Origin of the sequence: Streptomyces sp. NPDC058964 (assembly GCF_042741275.1) — a bacterium.
Classification (GTDB): domain Bacteria; phylum Actinomycetota; class Actinomycetes; order Streptomycetales; family Streptomycetaceae; genus Streptomyces.
Map to the genome: position 1 here is coordinate 1 of NZ_JBHYKH010000058.1, position 17470 is coordinate 17470.

Sequence of the window (17470 nt, forward strand, 5' to 3'; positions counted from 1 at the left end):
GAACTCCCTTTGCCCCCACAGCCGTGGGGGGGGGGCCCCCGAGGGGGTAGCAGTGTGGGGACACGCATTAAATGCGCACCCCCCAAAATATGTCACACCGGTCCCGCGGGCGCGCGCCCGCGCGCGCCCCCCCCCGCCCCCGCGCCCCGCCCCCCCGCCAGCTCGCGCACGCCCGCCTCGGCGACGTCCTTGCGGCTGACGTCGTCCGGATTGCCCGGGTCGGCGAACTCGTCGCTGGTCGAGTCGGCTCTGATGCCCATCGACCAGCTGTCGTCCACGGCGAGGACGTAGGCGACGCCGTCGGCCACCCGGTCGGCGCGGCGCAGCACGCGCGGGGCGATGGACACGACGAACTCGTCGCCGAGATGCGCCTCGTGCCGGTCGGCCGCGATCCTGATGTCCTCGGTCATACGTCCTCCGCCTCCCCGTCGGTCGTACGTTCCCGCTCTCGTCGGCCCCCGCCGCCGGTCATCCGTCCTTCGCCTCCCCGATCGCGCACACCAGGGCCGTGGCGTTGTCCCAGCCGCCCAGTGCCTCGGCCCGCTGCACCAGGGCCGCGGCGAGGGCGGGGGCCGGCGGGCGCCCCGACGCGTCGAGCTGGGCGGCCAGGTCGGTCAGGACCGTTCCGAACCAGCGGTCCCGTTCCGCCTCCGTCGCCCCGTCGGAGGCGAGCAGCAGCAGGTCACCGGGGGCGAGCGCGACGGTGGTGTGCGTCCAGCGGCCGGGTCCGTTGCCCAGGTAGTTCACCAGCGCGGACTCCTCGCCCTCGGCGTCCGGCGTGATTCGCAGGCGCTCGGCGTAGCCGGTGTGGGCGGGGGTGAGCTTCCACGCCGCGTAAGGGAGTTCGCGCGAGGACGCCGGGTGACGCAGGGGGCGTACCAGCCACGCCTCCGTGTCGCCGGCCGACACCAGGGAGGCGGTGCCGTCGGGCCGCACGGTCGCCAGCACGGCCGCCGAGCTGCCCTGCGGGGTGGCCCGGCCGATGGCCGCGTCCAGCTCGTCGACCAGTTGCTGCGGGGGCAGGTCCTCGTCCATCCGCCAGCGCCGCACGGACTGTTCCAGGGCAGCGCGGGACGCGAGGGCACCCGAGCCGTCGCCCGCGCCGGTCACCCCGTCGAAGACGGCACAGCGCATCGTGCCGGACGCGCCGCGCAGGGCGCCCGCCGAATCCTCGTTGTCCATGGCGGGATCGCCCTTGGCCTTGCGGGAGCCGACCGCGCTCTCCTGGTAGCAGGTGGCCGAGATCCGGCCGGGCGCGCGCCGCTCCAGGGCCTCGTGCAGCGGCGCCATGCCCACGGCGAGGCCCTGCCGCAGGTCGTGGGCGAGCAGCCGGTGGCAGACCGCGTCCAGCCCCGGCGGATAGGTGCCCGCGAACACCTCCAGCATGCCGAGGGCGTCCCGCAGGTCCAGACAGGGCCGCTCGGCCACCGCGTCCACCAGCGCCTGCACCAGGGCGCGCCGGTCCCGGGGCGGCGGTACGACATCGCGCCGGCCGTGCGGTCCGAAGCCGCCCTCCAGGTCGTAGCGGGGCAGGGCGGCCACCTGCCATCCCTCGTAGCTGTCGTGCCGTACGGACTCGGTCACCAGGCAGCCGGGGCCGACCCTTTCCAGCGCCGCGTCCACGGTCCGCCACAGCGCCGGCAGTTCCGCGAGCAGTCCGCCGGGCTCGAGACTGCCGTGCTCGACGACGGCCTCCCGCAGCACCGGAGCCAGCTCCTGGTTCCACCGCACGGTGATCTCGGGTACGGCGACGGCGGTGAACTCGGCCGGTTCGTCCACGGCCTCCGCTTCCCGCTCCCGCACGGTGTCCTCGACTCCGTCCACCGCCGACTCCATGGGCTCATCCACGCTCGAACTCCACTGCGCTCACGACTTCTTCGGGGGCGACGGTCACGACCCCTTGAGTACGACGGTCAGGACGACCGCGATCACGGCCAGTACGCCGACCAGAACGAGCCGCTGGAGGCTCGCGCGGTTGGCCCGGTTCAGTTCCTCGGCCAGACGGGTCCGCTCGCCCTCCGCCTGCTGCGCCCGGTACTGCCACTGCTGCACGGCCTGCGCGACCTCGTCGCGGGCGGCGGCGACCTGCCGCTGGGACTCGGCCCTGACCTCGGCGACCTGCCGGGCGGCCGCCTCCCCGGCCCGACGCACCTCCTCCTGGGCCCGTTCCTCGCGCGCGCGGGCGTGCCGTTCGGCCGTCTCGGCGCGCTCGGCCGACTCACGTCTGGCGGCGGCCAGTTCGGCTTCGGCGCGCTGCGCGGCCACGGCCGCCTCGGCCCGCACCCGCGCCCGCTCCTCCTCCGCGGCCCGGCTCAGCAGGGCCTCCACATCGGGCCCTTGGCCGACCGGGAAGGGCGCGGCGCGGCGCGGCCAGGCGTCGTCCGGCGACTCGGTGTCCGAGTAGAGCTCGGCGACGGAGGTGGCCGCGCCCGGGGACGGTTCGGCCAGCGACAGGGGGACCGGGCGGACGGTGAGCGCGGCCGGGTCCAGCACCGTGACCGGCCGCCAGCCGCTGAACCCGTCGGGCCCGGCGTCGTACACGGCGGTGACGGCACAGCCGGAGCCGAGCACCGCGACGGTGCCGTCGACCTGTGCCCACAGGGTCTCACCGGCCTCCAGCAGCGAGGCGACGACCTCGGGTGCGGGTGTGGGCGCCCCGGCCGGCGAGGCGGCCGGGGGCGGGGACTGCGGGGTGCGGGGCCCGGGGGGTTCATGGACGTCGTCGACGAAGGCACCCCAGTCGGCGCCGGTGGCGGAACCGGAGGGGTACGCGGCCTGCCGGGGCTCGTGCGGCCGCTCGGGCGGTGTCTCGTCCACGAAGGAACCCCAGTCGGACACGTCGCCCCCCAAAGTCTCGCCATCACCAAGACCTATTCTCCGTAAGGTAATTAACATCACATCAGGTCCGCGCGTGGGGACTTTCGAGGAAGCGGGGGAATCCTGTGGAGGAGCATCTGACGGCCGACTTCGAGGAAGCCTGCTTCCTCGTCGACCTGTCGAACGTGGTACGCCGCCAGGACCTGGGCGAGCCCGGTCTGCGCTCGCTGCGCCGGCTGGCGCTCGTCGTCGACGCGGCCGTCGCACTCGCCCGCGATCCCGACGTCAAGCTGTATCTGGTGGCCGACCGCAGTCTGCGCCTGGGCGGCCGCCACGAGTTCACCGATCCGGCGGACGTGCGCCTGCTGGCCAAGTGGGTGCGGACCGGCCTGGTCGAGGAGGTGGGCGACGCCGACGAACGGGTCCTGGAACTGTGCGAGATGACCGGCATCCCGGTCATCACCGGCGACCGGTACCGGGGCGCCCGCGAGGACTTCCCCTTCCTCCAGGGCAACACGGACGACTTCCTGGAGCCGGTCCCGGGTCCGGGCGGCACGGTGCGGCTCGTGCCGCTGGACATGGAGGTGGCCAGCCCCGCGCAGATCTCCCGCAAGTCGGAGGAGGACGTCCTGAAGAAGCAGGGCCTGCTCGACCCCCGGCGCAGGCCGCGCTCCGAGGTCGTCCTCCGCAACTGGCGCTGCCCCGACCGCCGCTGCACCGCCTACGACACCCGGAAGGGCTCGCTCGTCCTGCTGCCCCGGATGCACCGTGGCGTCCCGACCTGCGAGCAGCACGGTCTCGAACTGGTCGACGACGGCCCGCGGACCGCCACGGCCCAGGTGAAGCTGCTCGTCGACGGGCGGGTCAAGGCCCGCTTCACCCTGGAGGACGGCTCGACGGTGCGGATCGGCCGGGCTCCGGGTGACGGAGGCATCGCCCTCCACGGCCTCCTCCCCGGCGACCTCGCGGCCCGGGTCAGCCGTGGCCACGTGGAACTGCGGGTGGCGGGCGGGGCGGTACGCGCCAAGGACGTGAGCAGCTTCGGCACGCGGTGGCGGGCGACGGCGGGCAAGTCCGGTCCGGGCCCGTGGCACGACCTCCCGCAGGACGCGTCCCGGGACTTGCGCGCCGGGGACGAGCTGGAACTGACCGAGGGTGTGGTCCTGGTCCGCAGCGCCCGGCGTTTCCCGGCGGAGCTGGCCCAGGAGTGGCAGCGCCGGACTCCGCCGAGCGGGGAGGAGCCGGAGGCGGTCACCCGGATGTACTGACGGCCACCGTTCCCGTCGCCCGCTCCGGCCGGCGCCGCCCCCCGGGGTCCCGCACTGCGCCGCCGGCTCCGCCATCCCGTACGTCCGGGCGACGCTGAGGCCTCCCGCGGCAGCCGTATCGCCTGGGCCTCGTCCCTGGGGCGGGACCTGCGGAGCAGTGCGGGGCCGGTGGCCATTCCGGGGCGGCCGGGCGCCGCGGTTCCTGGCCCGTCGGGTCCGGCGGGTGTCAGGAACGGATCGACTCGCGCTGTGCAGCCCGGACGAACGAGGACTCGTGAACGGCGAAGACGGCGTCGCAGCGGTCCCGTACGGCGGCGTCATGGGTGGCAAGGACCACGGTGCATCCGGTCTCGCTCATTTCGCGGAGGATGCCGATGACGGCGGTGGCGTTGGCCTCGTCGAGGGCGCCGGTGGGCTCGTCCGCCAGCACCAGGGCCGGCCGCTGGACCATGAGGCGGGCCAGGGCCACGCGCTGCTGTTCCCCGCCGCTGAGGTGGTGGATCCGCTCCTTTCCCCGTCCCGCGAGACCCACGCGGTCGAGGGCCTCGGCCATGGCCGTGCCGCCCTTGCCCGAGCGCCGCGGCCTGGCGGCGACTTCCAGGTTCTCGTCCACGGTCGCGTTCTCGATCAGGGCATAGTGCTGGAACAGGTAGCCGAGGGTGTCGCGGCGGAACCGACGGATCTCGCCCTTCCCGAACCGGGTGATGTCCTTGCCCTCGTATCGGATCGTCCCGGCGGTCGGCCTGTCCAGCAGCCCGAGGCAATTGAGGAGGGTCGACTTGCCCGATCCGCTCGGGCCGACGAGGGCGAGCATTTCACCGCGATTGACGGTGAGGTTGACGTCGTGCCACAGGACCCGCTGGCCGAAGGTCTTGGACAGGTTCTCGATGTCGATCACAACATACTCCGGCTGGACGAAGGGGTTTCGGCGCTCGAGGGGCTCACGCAGCGGTCGCCCCTTCCTTCACGATCCGGCGATGGAAGTAGGCGAGAGCGAGGAGTACGGCCCCGAACTCGAAAGCGACGAGGCAGGTGATGACGCCGAGATCCAGGGCGGTCAGGTGAGTGGGCTGGAAGGGGGCCGGCGCACCGGCGGCGGCGTATTTCTTCAGTTCCTGGTTCTGCTGCCAGGCCTCGAAAGGAACCCTCGTGGCGAAGATGACCGCGATGGCCGCCTCGACGGCGAGGACGAAGCGATGTGTGGCGACGTATCGCCAGCCGCTGATGTGTCGCGCGAATATGCTCTGCGCGTTCTTGCGGGAGTAGATTATGCAGACTCCCACACCGGCGATGAGAAGGACGATCACGGCGACGGCGAGATTGAATATCTGGAGCCGTAGTTCGTTGACGGCACTCCTCAGATCCAGGGCGGTCTTCTGCCCGACGGGGCTCACGCCACTGATGTAGTCCTGGAGTTTGTTCGCCCTGATGCCGTTCAACGCGTCGTCCGGGTCCGGGAAGACCACTCCGGCCTGAGTGGTGAATGTGGTGTAGGCGTCATCGGTGAGGGCGGGCGAACCGTTGGGTACGGCGACGACGACCGGGTCGCGCACCATGGACCGGTCCTCGTCGGGGCCGTGTGCCGAGTTGTAGACGTAGGCGCCGGTGTTGTACCCGAAAAGGCTCTGCCCCGTCCTGCTCCTGAGCGTCTGGAGCGGGAGGTGACGACTGCGGTGCGGATCGATGATCTCGGCTGCCGCCTTCGTGATGGCCGGCGCGTGAGAGGTGAGGGATTCGGGGACGATGACCCGCACCGGGCGCGTGTTCCGTGCCTTGCCGCTGTGGGCTCCGGAGGTGAAGCGCCGTCCCGCCGGGTCGACAATCCGCTGCTTCTCGAGATACGTGTCGTTGACGATGAGGAATTCACCGGGCGGCAGATCTTCACCCGGGACGGAGACCTGGAGGTCCCTGCGCCCGGCGACGACGACCTCGCCGCGCCCGTCGGCCTCGCGCAGCCACGGCCCCACGTGCTTGTCCAGCTGGTCCGTGTGCATGGCGAACGCGCCGCTGAGCCGGATCGAGACCGCGTCGCCCACGGCGTTGTAGGCGTCCCGGTTCTCGGTGCGCATCAGTACGTCCCGGCCCGCGAGAGTGACGCTCGTGGCGATGCTGAGGGCGAGCAGCAGTGCGGGGATGCGTACCAGGTAGACGCTGATGGACGCGGCCCGTGACGGCAGTTCGCCCTTGAGGGCCTGCAGTACGTCGACCTTGTAGGTCAGGGCGAGCACGGCCGCGTGGACCGACAGCACCAGGGCGACCAGCAGGGCCGCGGCCACGGCGGCCACCGCGGCGAACAGGCCCAGCCAGGCGAAGCCGTTGTAGAGGCCGAGGAAGACGAGCGTGGCCCCCGCCACGGTGCCTGCCGCCGCGAGCCAGAAGACCGCCAGCTGCCGCAGATCGCGCAGGAGGATGCCCACGAAGGACATGCCCTGCATCCGCAGCACTCCATACGCCTTGGCGTTGAGCAGCACGCTCGCGCCGGTCATCGTCAGCGCCGCGAGGGCGACCACGCAGAACGCGCGGAACAGGGGGTCGTCCGAGTACCGGTCGGTCAGCTCGGCGTACGACAGGGGATGGGTCGTGCTCGCGGTGAGACCGAGCTGATGGAACCTGGCCACCAGGGCGTCGACGTCCGCCGGCGATCCGAACACGTAGTAGGAGCCTCGCGGATCCTGCTGCCGGATCTCGGAGACGGGATGCACTCGCGTCCGATAGTTCCTGCTGAATTCCGGATATCCGTCGTCCAGCCATGCCGCCGTGGTGGAACCGGCTCCACCCGGGGCCAGGTACAGATGCCGCATCCCGTCGGGGTTCTTCAGATCGGGAACCTCACGAGCGATCCCGACTCCGTGCTCGGCCGAGAACGACTCGACGGCTTCGACGACTTGGGCTCCGTTCGCCGAACCGTCGGAGTCGATGACATCGACCAGCGCCGAGTTTCCCAGCACTCCGGTCTCGTCCAGTCCGCACAGGAACATGAAGGCCAGCGCTGCGGAGAAGGCCAAGACGGCGGCGTGGACGAATCTTATGCCTCGATGCAGCATCTGTTACCTAGAGTAGGGGCGCTCGGAGAGCACGTTCGGAAAGAGCTGAGCCGCGGAAAAACGGCTGCGGGGGCATGAAGAACCCGCCCCCGCAGCCGATCCGAGCCATGTGCCGATACTCAGCAGCTCGGGTCGTAGTAGTAGGAGACGCCGCCGCCGTTCTTCGAGCCGGAGGCCAGAGACCACTTGCCCGGGGATGTGCAGCCGCTCTTGAACGTCTGGCCGCCGATCTTCACCGAGGACGCGTGGTAGTTGCCCGGGTGCTTGAAGTTCGACCACGCCGTGTTGGCGCCCTGGTCGTAGCTCCACTTACCGCCGGCCACGTCGACGGTCGTGGCCAGAGCCGGAGTGGCCGCGGCGAAGAGGAGCGCAGCGGACGCGACAGTCGCCTTGAGAATGTTTCTCTTGTTCATCAGTGAACCACCTTGATAGAGATTGATCGGAACGGATCAAGACTTTGCTGTGGAGATCGACAACGATGCAACCGCGTGATCGTTTGAGGCCGTTACTTGACCGAAAACAACAACTCCGATGGCAAAGCTGACGCAAAGGAGACGGTCAAGATCAAGACGATGGCGTGATCCGATCCTGTCGACGACGCCTTGTCCCGCCTGGTCCGAGTGGATGCCGGCCCGGCTTTCACCACATCGCCGGGTCGTCCGGCCCGGGTTCCCGGCAGCGGCGGCCGACCGCGTGCGGCCGAAAAGTGGACCAGCATATTCCGGCCTGCGAGGCACCAGTGACCGGACGCCGATTCCAGGCCTCTACCAGCCACTTTCACGCTCGTAAGGCCGGCTCGATAGCCGAGCGGCGGCGTCGGGAGGTTAGGGTGCATGCGGCTCGTGACCAGTGAGTGACTTGTGACGTCCACTCTTCAACTGCCTTTCCGGAAGCTCTCGTTCATGTCGATCGACCGCAAACTGCGTCCGTCGCCGCACCGTCCGGAGGTCGGATCCACGTCCGTGGCGCCCTCAACCGGCTCCGGGCGCGGCCCTGTTCTGGTCTGGCTGCTTCCGATGCTGTGGACTCTCGCCCTCGGCCTGTGGGGGCTGTCGAGGCAGGACAGCGTGTGGCGCGACGAGGCCGCGACCTGGCAGGTGGCCCAACGCTCCACGGCCGAGATCTGGCGCATGCTGGGGAACGTCGACGTCGTGCACGGCTGCTACTACCTGCTGATGCACCTGCTGTTCGAATGCTTCGGACCCTGCACGACCACATTGCGGCTGCCCTCGGTGCTGGCCACGGGGGCGGCAGCCGCCTGCGTGGCGCTCATCGGCCATCGGCTGGCCGGCGTGTGGGTGGGCCTGGCGGCGGGGATGGCGTTCGGACTGCTGCCGGCCGTGCAGTTCTACCTCCAGGAAGGCCGGCCGTACGCACTGGTCGCAGCCGGGGCCGGGATCGCCACGCTGCTCCTCGTGACCGCGCTCCAGCGGCGGGTCCGGGCGTCGCACTGGACCGCGTACGGCGGCGTCATCCTGCTGATGGGGCTGCTGAACTGGCTCTCGCTCGTGATCCTCGCGGCACACCTGGCGACCCTGCTCTGGAGCCGGGCCGGGCGGGGGATCTGGATGTGCTGGGCGGCGGTCTCCGCCGCCGCCACGGCCTGTGTGCTGCCGCTGATCCTGTTCAGCCGCCGCCAGTCCGCACAGGTGTCATGGATCCCGCCACTGTCCTGGCACATGCTGATCGGTCCCGCGGTCCTGCTGGCGATCGGCGGCCTCGGCGCCCTGCTGGACCGGCCGCGGGCGGGCCGGCTGTCCGTGGCGTCCGTCGGCTTGCCGCTGCTGGCGGTGCCGCAGATCGGCCTCATCGCCCTCTCCCTGGTCCAGCCGCTGTTCCTGGACCGGTACATCCTCTACAGCCTGCTGGGACTGGCACTGCTGATAGGCACCGCCATCGGCACGGCCGTACAGGCGGCCGGCCCCCGGCTCCCGAGAGCGTCACGGTGGATTCTCCCCGTGGTGGTCGCCCTGGCGACGGTGGCACTGCTGCCGCAGTCCCTGGCCAAGCGGTCCCCGGCGAGCCGGGTGGACGACGTCCTGGCGATAGCGAAGGACGTGCGGCGGATGAAGGAGACGGGCAATGCGGTGCTCTTCGTCCCCGCCGCGCGCCGGGACACCAAGTCGGTCTCGCCGAGCGCCTTTTCCGGTCTGCGGGACATCGCCCTCATCGAGAGCCCGGAGAAGTCGGGGACGCTGAAGGGCGTGGAGGCGAGCCCGGAGCACATACGCGCCGCGATGCTGACCCAGCGACGGATCCTGCTGGTGACGGATGCGGCCCGGGTGGCGAAGCCGGTGTCGGCCGAGCGGGACAGGGTCAAGACGTCCGTGCTGAAGAAGTACTTCACACCGGTGGCCGACGAGGAGGTCCGGGGTCGGCGGCTGACGGTGTACGAGCGGCACGGGCCGGCTCGTTGAAACGGCGGGACAGCCACGGAAGGGAACGGCCCTCGCTCAGGACCTCAACGGGGTCGGGCGACCGCGTCCGACTTCCCGTGCCCCGCCTGCAATCCGCCGCTCACAGGGGCCAGGCGTTCAGCAAGTCGCCGGGGCCGTAGGCGGCATCGAGCCCCGGACAGTCGGCTCCGCTGCGCGAGACCGCCACGACGGGAACGGGATCGTCGGTGAGGGCGGCCCTGTGCCGATGGAGAGCTGCCAGGTCGTGCCGGTCGAAGGGCGACTGCTCCAGCCACTTGACGGAGCCGACGAAGAGCAGCTCCTTGGCGATGGGGGCGCGGTCCGCCCCGACGATGTCGATCTCGACGTCGTTGGTGCGGGTCCAGTAGCCACCCACTGCCGGGGCCGCGGGGAGCTGGTCGTCGGGCAGTATCCGGGCGAGCGCCTCGCGGATGAGCGGCTCGATCGCCCGGCCGCGCCAGCTGGTCCAGCTCTCCCGGATCCGCGCCAGCGTCAGGTCGCCCCGCCCTCGCTCGATCTCCTCCATGGACGGGCCGAGCAGGTGCAGCCAAAACCGCAGGTAGGGATCTGTCACCCGGTAGCGGCGATCCTTCGACGGACGCAGCGACACGGGCAGCTCCGCGGCGACGATCCGCTTGTCCGTGAGCAGCTCCAGGGCTCGCTGCAACGGCGTGGCCCCGATTCCGCCCGCCGCACGGGCGATGTTGGTGAAGGTCCGCTCGCCACTGCCGATGGCCGCCAGCACCGTACGCGCCTGGGCCTGCGGGGGGAATTCGGCGGCCAGCGAGCGCTCGGCCGACACCAGCAGGGCGGAGACCGGATCACTCAGCGCCTGGCCGAGGAAGTCCCACAGCCCCTCCCCGCGCGGCCACTCCGCACAGATCAGCGGCAGCCCGCCGGTGACCAGCGCGGCGTCGAAGGCCTCCGCCGGTTCCAACCCGAGCATTGTCCCCACCTCGGCGGGGTTCAGCGGCCCGAGCACCATCTCCCGGCCGCGCTGATGGAAGGGCCGCCCGTAGCCGTTCAGAGCCTCCATCATCGACAGATCGGAGCCGATGAGGACCAGCAGCACCGGCTTGGTCTCCAGCACCCGGTCCCAGGCCCGCTGCAGCATCCCCTCAAAGCCGCCATCGGCGTCCATCAGGTACGGCACCTCGTCGATGACCAGCACACTCGCCCGGTCGGCGGGCAGCGCCGCGGCCAGCACGTCGAACGCTGCATCCCAGCTCTCCGGCCGCGCGGCGGCCACGAGCCGCGCCATCGGCAGCGTCGACGCCTGCGCGTCCCGGGCCAGCCGTGCGAGATCACCCCCAGGGGAAGCGCCGGTCGCGGCGTAGAACAAGAACGGGGCTCCGGAGCGCTCCGCAAACCGCTCGACCAGTCGCGACTTACCCACCCGGCGCCGCCCACGCAACATCACGCACCGACCGGGGCGCTCCCCGCCGACCCCCGCCGCCACCTTCTGCAGCTCTCGGTCCAACGTCGCCAGCTCCTGCCGCCGGCCTACGAAATCCACCACGTCCGCCGACCTCCCCGCATGTCACTAACACCTACGTTAGTAACGTGGATGTTAGCAGCACACCGGGCCCGCGGCTCTTCGGTTGTCGCTCACAGTCACCAACCGTCGATGTCGGCGAGGCCGGGTGCGCCAGGTCCATTGCAGGCGGCGGGTTTCCTCACGCAAGGAGTGAGCCGCGCCGCGGGCTCCAGGGAAACGCTCTCGAGCAGCGTGCAGGCGGGCCAGGCCGGCGAGAGCGTCCAGGTAGGGCCGGACCTGGTCGTCATCGGCGCCGTAACAAACGTTGAAGGCGGCGCCGACCTCGTCGAAGGGGACGGCGGCTTCGCGGTGGGCGCCGGCCAGGAAGCGTTCGACGTCAATGACGAGGGGTCAGGTTTCCCGGCATGGTCCCGGGACGGGAAAACCCAGGGGCCCGACCCCGAAAGGCCGGACGAACCCCTTCTGACCCGCACGTTTACCAGATCAGCGACGTGGTGGTACGTCGCCCGCTAGACGTTGAACCGGAACTCCACCACATCCCCGTCCTGCATCACGTACTCCTTGCCCTCCATCCGCGCCTTGCCCTTGGCGCGGGCCTCGACGACCGAGCCGGTTTCGACCAGGTCGGCGAAGGAGATGACCTCGGCCTTGATGAAGCCCTTCTGGAAGTCGGTGTGGATGACACCGGCGGCCTCGGGGGCGGTGGCGCCCTTCTTGATGGTCCAGGCGCGGGATTCCTTCGGGCCGGCCGTGAGGTAGGTCTGCAGGCCGAGGGTGTCGAAGCCGACGCGGGCGAGCGTGGCGAGGCCGGGCTCCGTGGCGCCGACCGACTCGAGGAGCTCCAGGGCGTCCTCCTCGTCGAGCTCGGCGAGGTCCGCCTCCAGCTTGGCGTTGAGGAAGATCGCCTCGGCGGGGGCCACCAGGGTGCGCTGCTCGCTCTTGAAGCCCTCGTCCATCAGCTCGTCCTCGTCGACGTTGAAGACGTAGAGGAAGGGCTTGGTGGTGAGGAGGTGCAGGTCGTGCAGGAGCTCGGCCCGCTCGCTGCCCTGGACGATGCCGTGCGCGAAGAGCGTGTCGCCCTTCTCCAGGATCTCCTTGGCCTCCTCGACGGCCTTGACCTTGGGCGCGACGTCCTTCTTGATGCGCGACTCCTTCTGGAGGCGCGGCAGGACCTTCTCGATGGTCTGGAGGTCCGCGAGGATCAGCTCGGTGTTGATCGTCTCGATGTCCTCCTTCGGCGCGACCTTGCCGTCGACGTGGACGACGTTCTCGTCCTTGAAGGCGCGGATGACCTGGCAGATCGCGTCGGACTCACGGATGTGCGCGAGGAACTTGTTGCCCAGGCCCTCGCCCTCGGAGGCGCCGCGCACGATGCCGGCGATGTCGACGAAGTCGACGGTGGCCGGGAGGATCCGCTGCGAGCCGAAGATCTCGGCCAGCTTGGTGAGGCGCGCATCGGGTACGCCGACGACACCCACGTTGGGCTCGATCGTGGCGAACGGGTAGTTGGCCGCGAGCACGTCGTTCTTGGTCAGGGCGTTGAACAGGGTCGACTTGCCGACATTCGGCAGACCGACGATTCCGATCGTGAGCGACACGTTGCGACTTCCCGTATGTGGAGAGGGCCAGGGGGCCAGGAGTCCGGCCGATCCACCAGTCTACGGCGTACCGGGCCGGGCCCCGGTGGCCGCGTCGAACGGTTGGGCAAGCTCTGCCCAACGGCGTGTCTGAGGAGCGATTCGACACATAAACAGACCTAAGTTGGTCCAGTGGAGCAACACAGGACGCGACCCCCGCAGCACGGACCGCGACGCGGCACGCCCCAGACGTCCCTGCCACCGCAGACGAGACGCAGGCCGGAGGGCGTACGCCGGCCCGGCCCAGGTCCGGCACGACCGGTGCGGCCCCGGCGGCGGATGCCGAACCCCCGGCTCACCGGTCTCGGAGGCGGGCTGTTCTGCGGGGCGGTGATGTTCCTGCTGGGCTGTCTCGACCAGCTGCTGTTCGGGGCGTCCCTGACGGCGTACGGCGTGCTGTTCCTGCCGGTGTGCGTGCTGACCGCGCTGTGGGTGCGCGGCGGCGATCTGCTGACCGCGCCCATCGTCGTGCCGATCGCCTTCGCGGTGGGGCTGCTGCCCGTCGCCGACAGCGGCGGGGGGACCGCCGGGCGGCTGATGGGCCTGGTGACCGCGCTCGCGACCCAGGCCGGGTGGCTGTACGGGGGGACGCTCGTCGCCGGTGTGATCGTGATCGTGCGCAGGATCCGGCTGATGCGGCGCCGCCGGCGGGCGTGACCCGCCGGTCGGCCCTGGCTAGCCCTGTTTGTCCGCCCGCATCGCCGCCCCGACGATCCCCGCGTTGTTCTGCAGCTGGGCCGGGACGATCTCCGCCCTGATGCCCTCGATGAGGTGCAGGAACTTGTCGGACTTGCGGCTGACGCCGCCGCCGACGATGAACAGCTCGGGCGAGAACAGCATCTCGACGTGGGCGAGGTACTTCCGGACCCGGCGGGCCCAGTGCTCCCAGCTCAGGTCGTTGTCCTCCTTGGCCTTGCTGGAGGCGCGTGTCTCCGCGTCGTGGCCGCTCAGCTCCAGATGGCCCAGTTCGGTGTTCGGGACGAGGGTGCCGTCGACGAAGAGGGCGCTGCCGATGCCGGTGCCGAAGGTCAGCAGGATGACCGTGCCCCGGCGGCCGCGGCCCGCGCCGAAGCTCATCTCCGCGACACCGGCGGCGTCCGCGTCGTTGACGACCGTGACGTCGTGGCCGCCCAGGCGGTCGCTGAACAGACTGCGCGCGTCCGTGTCGATCCAGCTCTTGTCCACGTTGGCGGCCGTGCGGATCATGGCGCCGCCGGTCACCACCCCGGGGAAGGTGAGTCCGACCGGGCCGGTCCAGCCGAAGTGGTCGACGACCTGTTTGACGCCGTCGGCCACTCCGTCGGGTGTGGCCGGGTGCGGAGTGAGCACCTTGAAGCGCTCCTCCGCCAGCTCGCCCCGCTCCAGGTCCACAGGGGCGCCTTTGATCCCGGATCCACCGATGTCCACGCCGAAGATCTGCATGGATCTACGTTACGTCGTACGACTGACCGTCACGTCCTGGACCTACGGCCGCTCACGCGTCCGACGTACCCGCTCCGCCGCGCTCGGCGACCAGGGCGGCCGCCTCCTCGCGCAGATCGCGGCGCAGCTCCTTGGGCAGCGAGAAGGTGATGGACTCCTCGGCCGCCTTGACGATCTCGACGTCCGCGTAGCCGCGCTCGGCCAGCCACTCCAGCACCTGCTCGACCAGGACCTCCGGGACGGAGGCGCCGGAGGTGACGCCGACCGTGGTGACACCCTCCAGCCAGGCCTCGTCGATCTCGCTGGCGAAGTCCACGAGATAGGCCTCGCGTGAGCCGGCCAGCTTGGCGACCTCGACGAGCCGCTTGGAGTTGGAGGAATTGCGGGAGCCGACCACGATCACCAGCTCCGCCTCGGCGCCCATCTGCTTCACCGCGAGCTGACGGTTCTGCGTGGCGTAGCAGATGTCGTCGCTCGGCGGGCTGATGAGCTGCGGGAACTTCTCCTGCAGGGCGTCCACGGTCTCCATGGTCTCGTCGACGGAGAGGGTGGTCTGCGACAGCCAGACGACCTTGGACGGGTCGCGGACCTCCACCTTGGCGACGTCCCCGGGGCCGTCGACGAGCTGGATGTGGTCGGGGGCCTCGCCGGAGGTGCCGATGACCTCCTCGTGGCCCTCGTGCCCGATCAGGAGGATGTCGTAGTCCTCCTTGGCGAAGCGGACGGCTTCCTTGTGGACCTTGGTGACCAGGGGGCAGGTCGCGTCGATGGTGGCGAGGCGGCCGCGCTCGGCCTCCTGGTGCACGACGGGGGCGACCCCGTGCGCGGAGAACATGACGATGTTCCCCGGCGGGACCTCCTCCGTCCGCTCGACGAAGATCGCGCCCTTCTTCTCCAGCGTCTGCACGACGTACTTGTTGTGGACGATCTCGTGCCGGACATAGATCGGGGCCCCGTACTGCTCCAGGGCCTTCTCGACGGCGATCACGGCGCGGTCCACACCCGCGCAGTAACCACGGGGGGCGGCGAGCAGGACACGGCGGCCAGGCGAAGCAGTCATGGGAACCATCGTAAGGCCGCGTGCGCAGGCCGAAGATCGGGCCGGAATGTCGGTGGTGGCCGTTAACCTCGGCGCATGGCTGTCAACACGTCCGCGGACGCACCGCTGCCCGTCGGTGAGGTGTCGCGGCTCATCGGGGGCTGGATCGACCGGCTCGGGGCGGTGTGGGTCGAGGGGCAGATCACTCAGCTGTCGCGGCGGCCGGGTGCCGGGGTGGTGTTCCTGACGCTGCGGGATCCCTCGTACGACATCTCGGTGAGCGTCACCTGCTACCGGCAGGTGTTCGACGCCGTCGCGGACGTGGTGGGCGAGGGCGCCCGGGTCGTCGTCCTGGCGAAGCCCGAGTGGTACGCCCCGCGCGGGCAGCTGTCGCTGAGGGCCGCGGAGATGAGGCCCGTGGGGGTCGGGGAGCTGCTGGCCCGGCTGGAGCAGCTGAAGAAGACGCTCGCGGCCGAGGGGCTCTTCGCGCCCGGGCGGAAGAAGCCGCTGCCCTTCCTCCCCCAGCTCATCGGCCTGGTGTGCGGTCGTGCCTCGGCGGCGGAGCGGGACGTCCTGGAGAACGCCCGCCACCGCTGGCCCGCCGTCCGCTTCGAGGTGCGCAACGTCCCCGTACAGGGTGTGCACGCGGTGCCGCAGGTGGTGCAGGCGGTGAAGGAGCTCGACGAGATCGAGGACGTCGACGTGATCATCGTCGCGCGCGGCGGCGGCAGCGTGGAGGACCTGCTGCCCTTCTCCGACGAGCAGCTCGTGCGCGCGGTGGCCGCGTGCCGTACGCCCGTCGTGTCCGCCATCGGGCACGAGCCGGACAACCCGCTGCTGGACCATGTCGCCGATCTGCGGGCGTCGACTCCGACCGACGCCGCCAAGAAGGTCGTACCGGACGTGGGCGAGGAGTTCGAGCGCGTGCGGATGCTGCGGGACCGGGCGCGGCGGTGCGTGCGGGCGCTCGTCGAGCGGGAGGAGCGCGGGCTGGCCCACGCGCTGGCCCGGCCTTCGATGGAGGATCCGCACCGCATGATCGACGAGCGGGCGGATCATGTCGCGTCGCTGGCCGAGCGCTCTCGGCGCACGCTCGGGCACCTCCTCGACCGAGCGGACTCCGAGCTGACGCACACGCACGCGCGCGTGGTGGCGCTCTCCCCCGCGGCGACGCTCAAGCGCGGTTACGCCGTGCTGCAGAAGTCCGACGGTCACGTGGTGCGGGACCCGGACGAGGTGACGGCGGGCGAGGCGCTGCGGGCGCGGGTCGCCGAGGGTGAGTTCTCCGTACGAGTCGATTCTTAGGGTGAGTGGATGACCGGCAAGGTGGATGAGGCGCTCGGGTACGAGCAGGCGCGGGACGAGCTGATCGAGGTCGTACGGCGGCTGGAGGCGGGCGGTACGACGCTGGAGGAGTCGCTGGCTCTGTGGGAGCGCGGCGAGGAGCTGGCCAAGGTGTGCCGGCGCTGGCTGGAGGGGGCGCGGGCCCGGCTGGACGCGGCCCTGGCCGAGGAGGACGGGAACGAGGAGACGCGGGGGGACGGCGACTAGCCGCACTGCCCGGCCGGCTGTGAAGCGGATCACCAGACCCCGTCTTTTGTTGAATGTTGAACTTCTCGGGCGTACGGTCAGTCGCGTCAGCCGGCCCCACGCTCCGGGCCGGGACACGTATCCGAGGAAGTTCACGCATGTCTCTCGTTCTTGACCCAGCCGCCCAGGACCTGCTGTTCCGCGAGGCCCGCACCGCGAACACCTTCACCGACGAGCCGGTGACCGAGGAACAGGTCCAGGCGATCTACGACCTGGTCAAGTACGGCCCGACCGCCTTCAACCAGACCCCGCTGCGCATCACCCTGGTCCGCTCCGCCGAGGCCCGCGAGCGCCTGGTCCGGCACATGTCCGAGGGCAACCGGGCCAAGACGGCCACCGCCCCGCTGGTCGCGATCCTCGCCGCGGACAACGAGTTCCACGAGGAACTGCCAGCCCTGTTCCCGGCCTTCCCGCAGGCCAGGGACCTCCTCTTCGGTGAGCGCCCGGTCCGTGAGGGCTCCGCCGCGATGAACGCCGCCCTCCAGGCCGCGTACTTCATCATCGGCGTCCGCGCCGCCGGCCTGGCCGCCGGCCCGATGACCGGCCTGGACTTCGAGGGCGTCCGCAAGGAGTTCCTCGACGACGACCACACCCCCCTGATGGTCGTCAACATCGGCCGGCCGGGCGAGGACGCCTGGTACCCGCGGTCGCCGCGACTGGCCTACGACGACGTCGTCACCACCGTCTGACACCCGGCGGACACGAGAGGGGCCCACGGCGCTGCCGGGGGCCCCTCTC

At 70.7% G+C, this 17470-nt stretch carries 17 protein-coding genes; 7 read left to right on the forward strand and 10 right to left on the reverse strand.

The features are described 5' to 3' along the window. Positions 1-92: 92 nt before the first annotated feature. From ACFW2E_RS10460 to ACFW2E_RS10470, 3 genes are read right to left on the reverse strand one after another with little or no spacing between them, the layout of a single operon-like run. Positions 93-410, reverse strand: a complete 318-nt coding sequence (locus tag ACFW2E_RS10460) for a hypothetical protein (protein ID WP_384464413.1) — start codon at positions 408-410, stop codon at positions 93-95. 58 nt (positions 411-468) lie between these two features. Continuing rightward, complete coding sequence (locus ACFW2E_RS10465; protein WP_384464416.1) at positions 469-1848, reverse strand: SpoIIE family protein phosphatase; 1380 nt, start codon at positions 1846-1848, stop codon at positions 469-471. A gap of 42 nt (positions 1849-1890) precedes the next feature. Next, positions 1891-2838: a hypothetical protein gene (locus ACFW2E_RS10470; protein WP_384464419.1), complete on the reverse strand. Its 948-nt coding sequence runs from the start codon at positions 2836-2838 to the stop codon at positions 1891-1893. Positions 2839-2942: 104 nt separating this feature from the next. Here ACFW2E_RS10470 and ACFW2E_RS10475 point away from each other — a divergent pair, with 104 nt between their 5' ends. After that, a complete protein-coding gene (locus tag ACFW2E_RS10475; protein WP_384464421.1) occupies positions 2943-4085 on the forward strand; it encodes an FHA domain-containing protein in 1143 nt (380 codons plus the stop codon). Between the two features lie 226 nt (positions 4086-4311). On the opposite strand, the gene ACFW2E_RS10480 is transcribed toward ACFW2E_RS10475, so the two are convergent. The 3 genes from ACFW2E_RS10480 to ACFW2E_RS10490 form a co-directional block, all read right to left on the reverse strand. Next, complete coding sequence (locus ACFW2E_RS10480) at positions 4312-4983, reverse strand: ABC transporter ATP-binding protein (protein ID WP_384464424.1); 672 nt, start codon at positions 4981-4983, stop codon at positions 4312-4314. Between the two features lie 43 nt (positions 4984-5026). After that, positions 5027-7090, reverse strand: a complete 2064-nt coding sequence (locus tag ACFW2E_RS10485; protein WP_384464427.1) for a hypothetical protein — start codon at positions 7088-7090, stop codon at positions 5027-5029. A 158-nt stretch (positions 7091-7248) separates the two neighbouring features. Continuing rightward, positions 7249-7542: a lactococcin 972 family bacteriocin gene (locus ACFW2E_RS10490; RefSeq protein WP_384464430.1), complete on the reverse strand. Its 294-nt coding sequence runs from the start codon at positions 7540-7542 to the stop codon at positions 7249-7251. Between the two features lie 603 nt (positions 7543-8145). On the opposite strand from ACFW2E_RS10490, the gene ACFW2E_RS10495 reads away from it, so the two are divergent. Next, entirely contained in the window at positions 8146-9546 is a 1401-nt protein-coding gene (locus ACFW2E_RS10495; protein ID WP_384464482.1) for a hypothetical protein, read from the forward strand. Between the two features lie 100 nt (positions 9547-9646). Here the strand turns inward: ACFW2E_RS10495 and ACFW2E_RS10500 are convergent, their stop codons facing one another. Then, on the reverse strand, positions 9647-11065 hold the full coding sequence (locus ACFW2E_RS10500; RefSeq protein WP_384464432.1) for an ATP-binding protein: 1419 nt from the start codon (positions 11063-11065) through the stop codon (positions 9647-9649). Between the two features lie 168 nt (positions 11066-11233). On the opposite strand from ACFW2E_RS10500, the gene ACFW2E_RS10505 reads away from it, so the two are divergent. Next, positions 11234-11557, forward strand: a complete 324-nt coding sequence (locus tag ACFW2E_RS10505; RefSeq protein ID WP_384464435.1) for a hypothetical protein — start codon at positions 11234-11236, stop codon at positions 11555-11557. Here ACFW2E_RS10505 and ychF read toward each other — a convergent pair. Continuing rightward, positions 11554-12642: a redox-regulated ATPase YchF gene (gene ychF, locus ACFW2E_RS10510; protein ID WP_384464438.1), complete on the reverse strand. Its 1089-nt coding sequence runs from the start codon at positions 12640-12642 to the stop codon at positions 11554-11556. The two genes, ACFW2E_RS10505 and ychF, sit on opposite strands and share 4 nt — an antisense overlap. 171 nt (positions 12643-12813) lie before the next feature. Here ychF and ACFW2E_RS10515 point away from each other — a divergent pair, with 171 nt between their 5' ends. Next, on the forward strand, positions 12814-13338 hold the full coding sequence (locus tag ACFW2E_RS10515) for a DUF6542 domain-containing protein (protein ID WP_384464441.1): 525 nt from the start codon (positions 12814-12816) through the stop codon (positions 13336-13338). Positions 13339-13356: 18 nt separating this feature from the next. Here ACFW2E_RS10515 and ppgK read toward each other — a convergent pair whose 3' ends face one another. After that, positions 13357-14103 (reverse strand): polyphosphate--glucose phosphotransferase, encoded by a 747-nt coding sequence (gene ppgK / locus ACFW2E_RS10520; RefSeq protein WP_384464444.1) that lies wholly within the window; start codon positions 14101-14103, stop codon positions 13357-13359. 52 nt (positions 14104-14155) lie between these two features. Continuing rightward, positions 14156-15163, reverse strand: a complete 1008-nt coding sequence (locus ACFW2E_RS10525) for a 4-hydroxy-3-methylbut-2-enyl diphosphate reductase (protein WP_384464447.1) — start codon at positions 15161-15163, stop codon at positions 14156-14158. A 75-nt stretch (positions 15164-15238) separates the two neighbouring features. Between ACFW2E_RS10525 and xseA the strand changes: the two genes are divergently transcribed. The 3 genes from xseA to ACFW2E_RS10540 all read left to right on the forward strand — a co-directional run bounded on the left by xseA (position 15239) and on the right by ACFW2E_RS10540 (position 17421). Next, the gene (gene xseA, locus ACFW2E_RS10530; RefSeq protein ID WP_384464450.1) at positions 15239-16447 is read left to right on the forward strand and encodes an exodeoxyribonuclease VII large subunit; all 1209 of its coding nucleotides are present in this window, start codon (positions 15239-15241) and stop codon (positions 16445-16447) included. Between the two features lie 9 nt (positions 16448-16456). Next, positions 16457-16693 (forward strand): exodeoxyribonuclease VII small subunit, encoded by a 237-nt coding sequence (locus ACFW2E_RS10535; RefSeq protein ID WP_384464453.1) that lies wholly within the window; start codon positions 16457-16459, stop codon positions 16691-16693. Positions 16694-16830: 137 nt separating this feature from the next. Next, a complete protein-coding gene (locus ACFW2E_RS10540; protein ID WP_384464456.1) occupies positions 16831-17421 on the forward strand; it encodes a malonic semialdehyde reductase in 591 nt (196 codons plus the stop codon). Positions 17422-17470 lie beyond the last annotated feature (49 nt).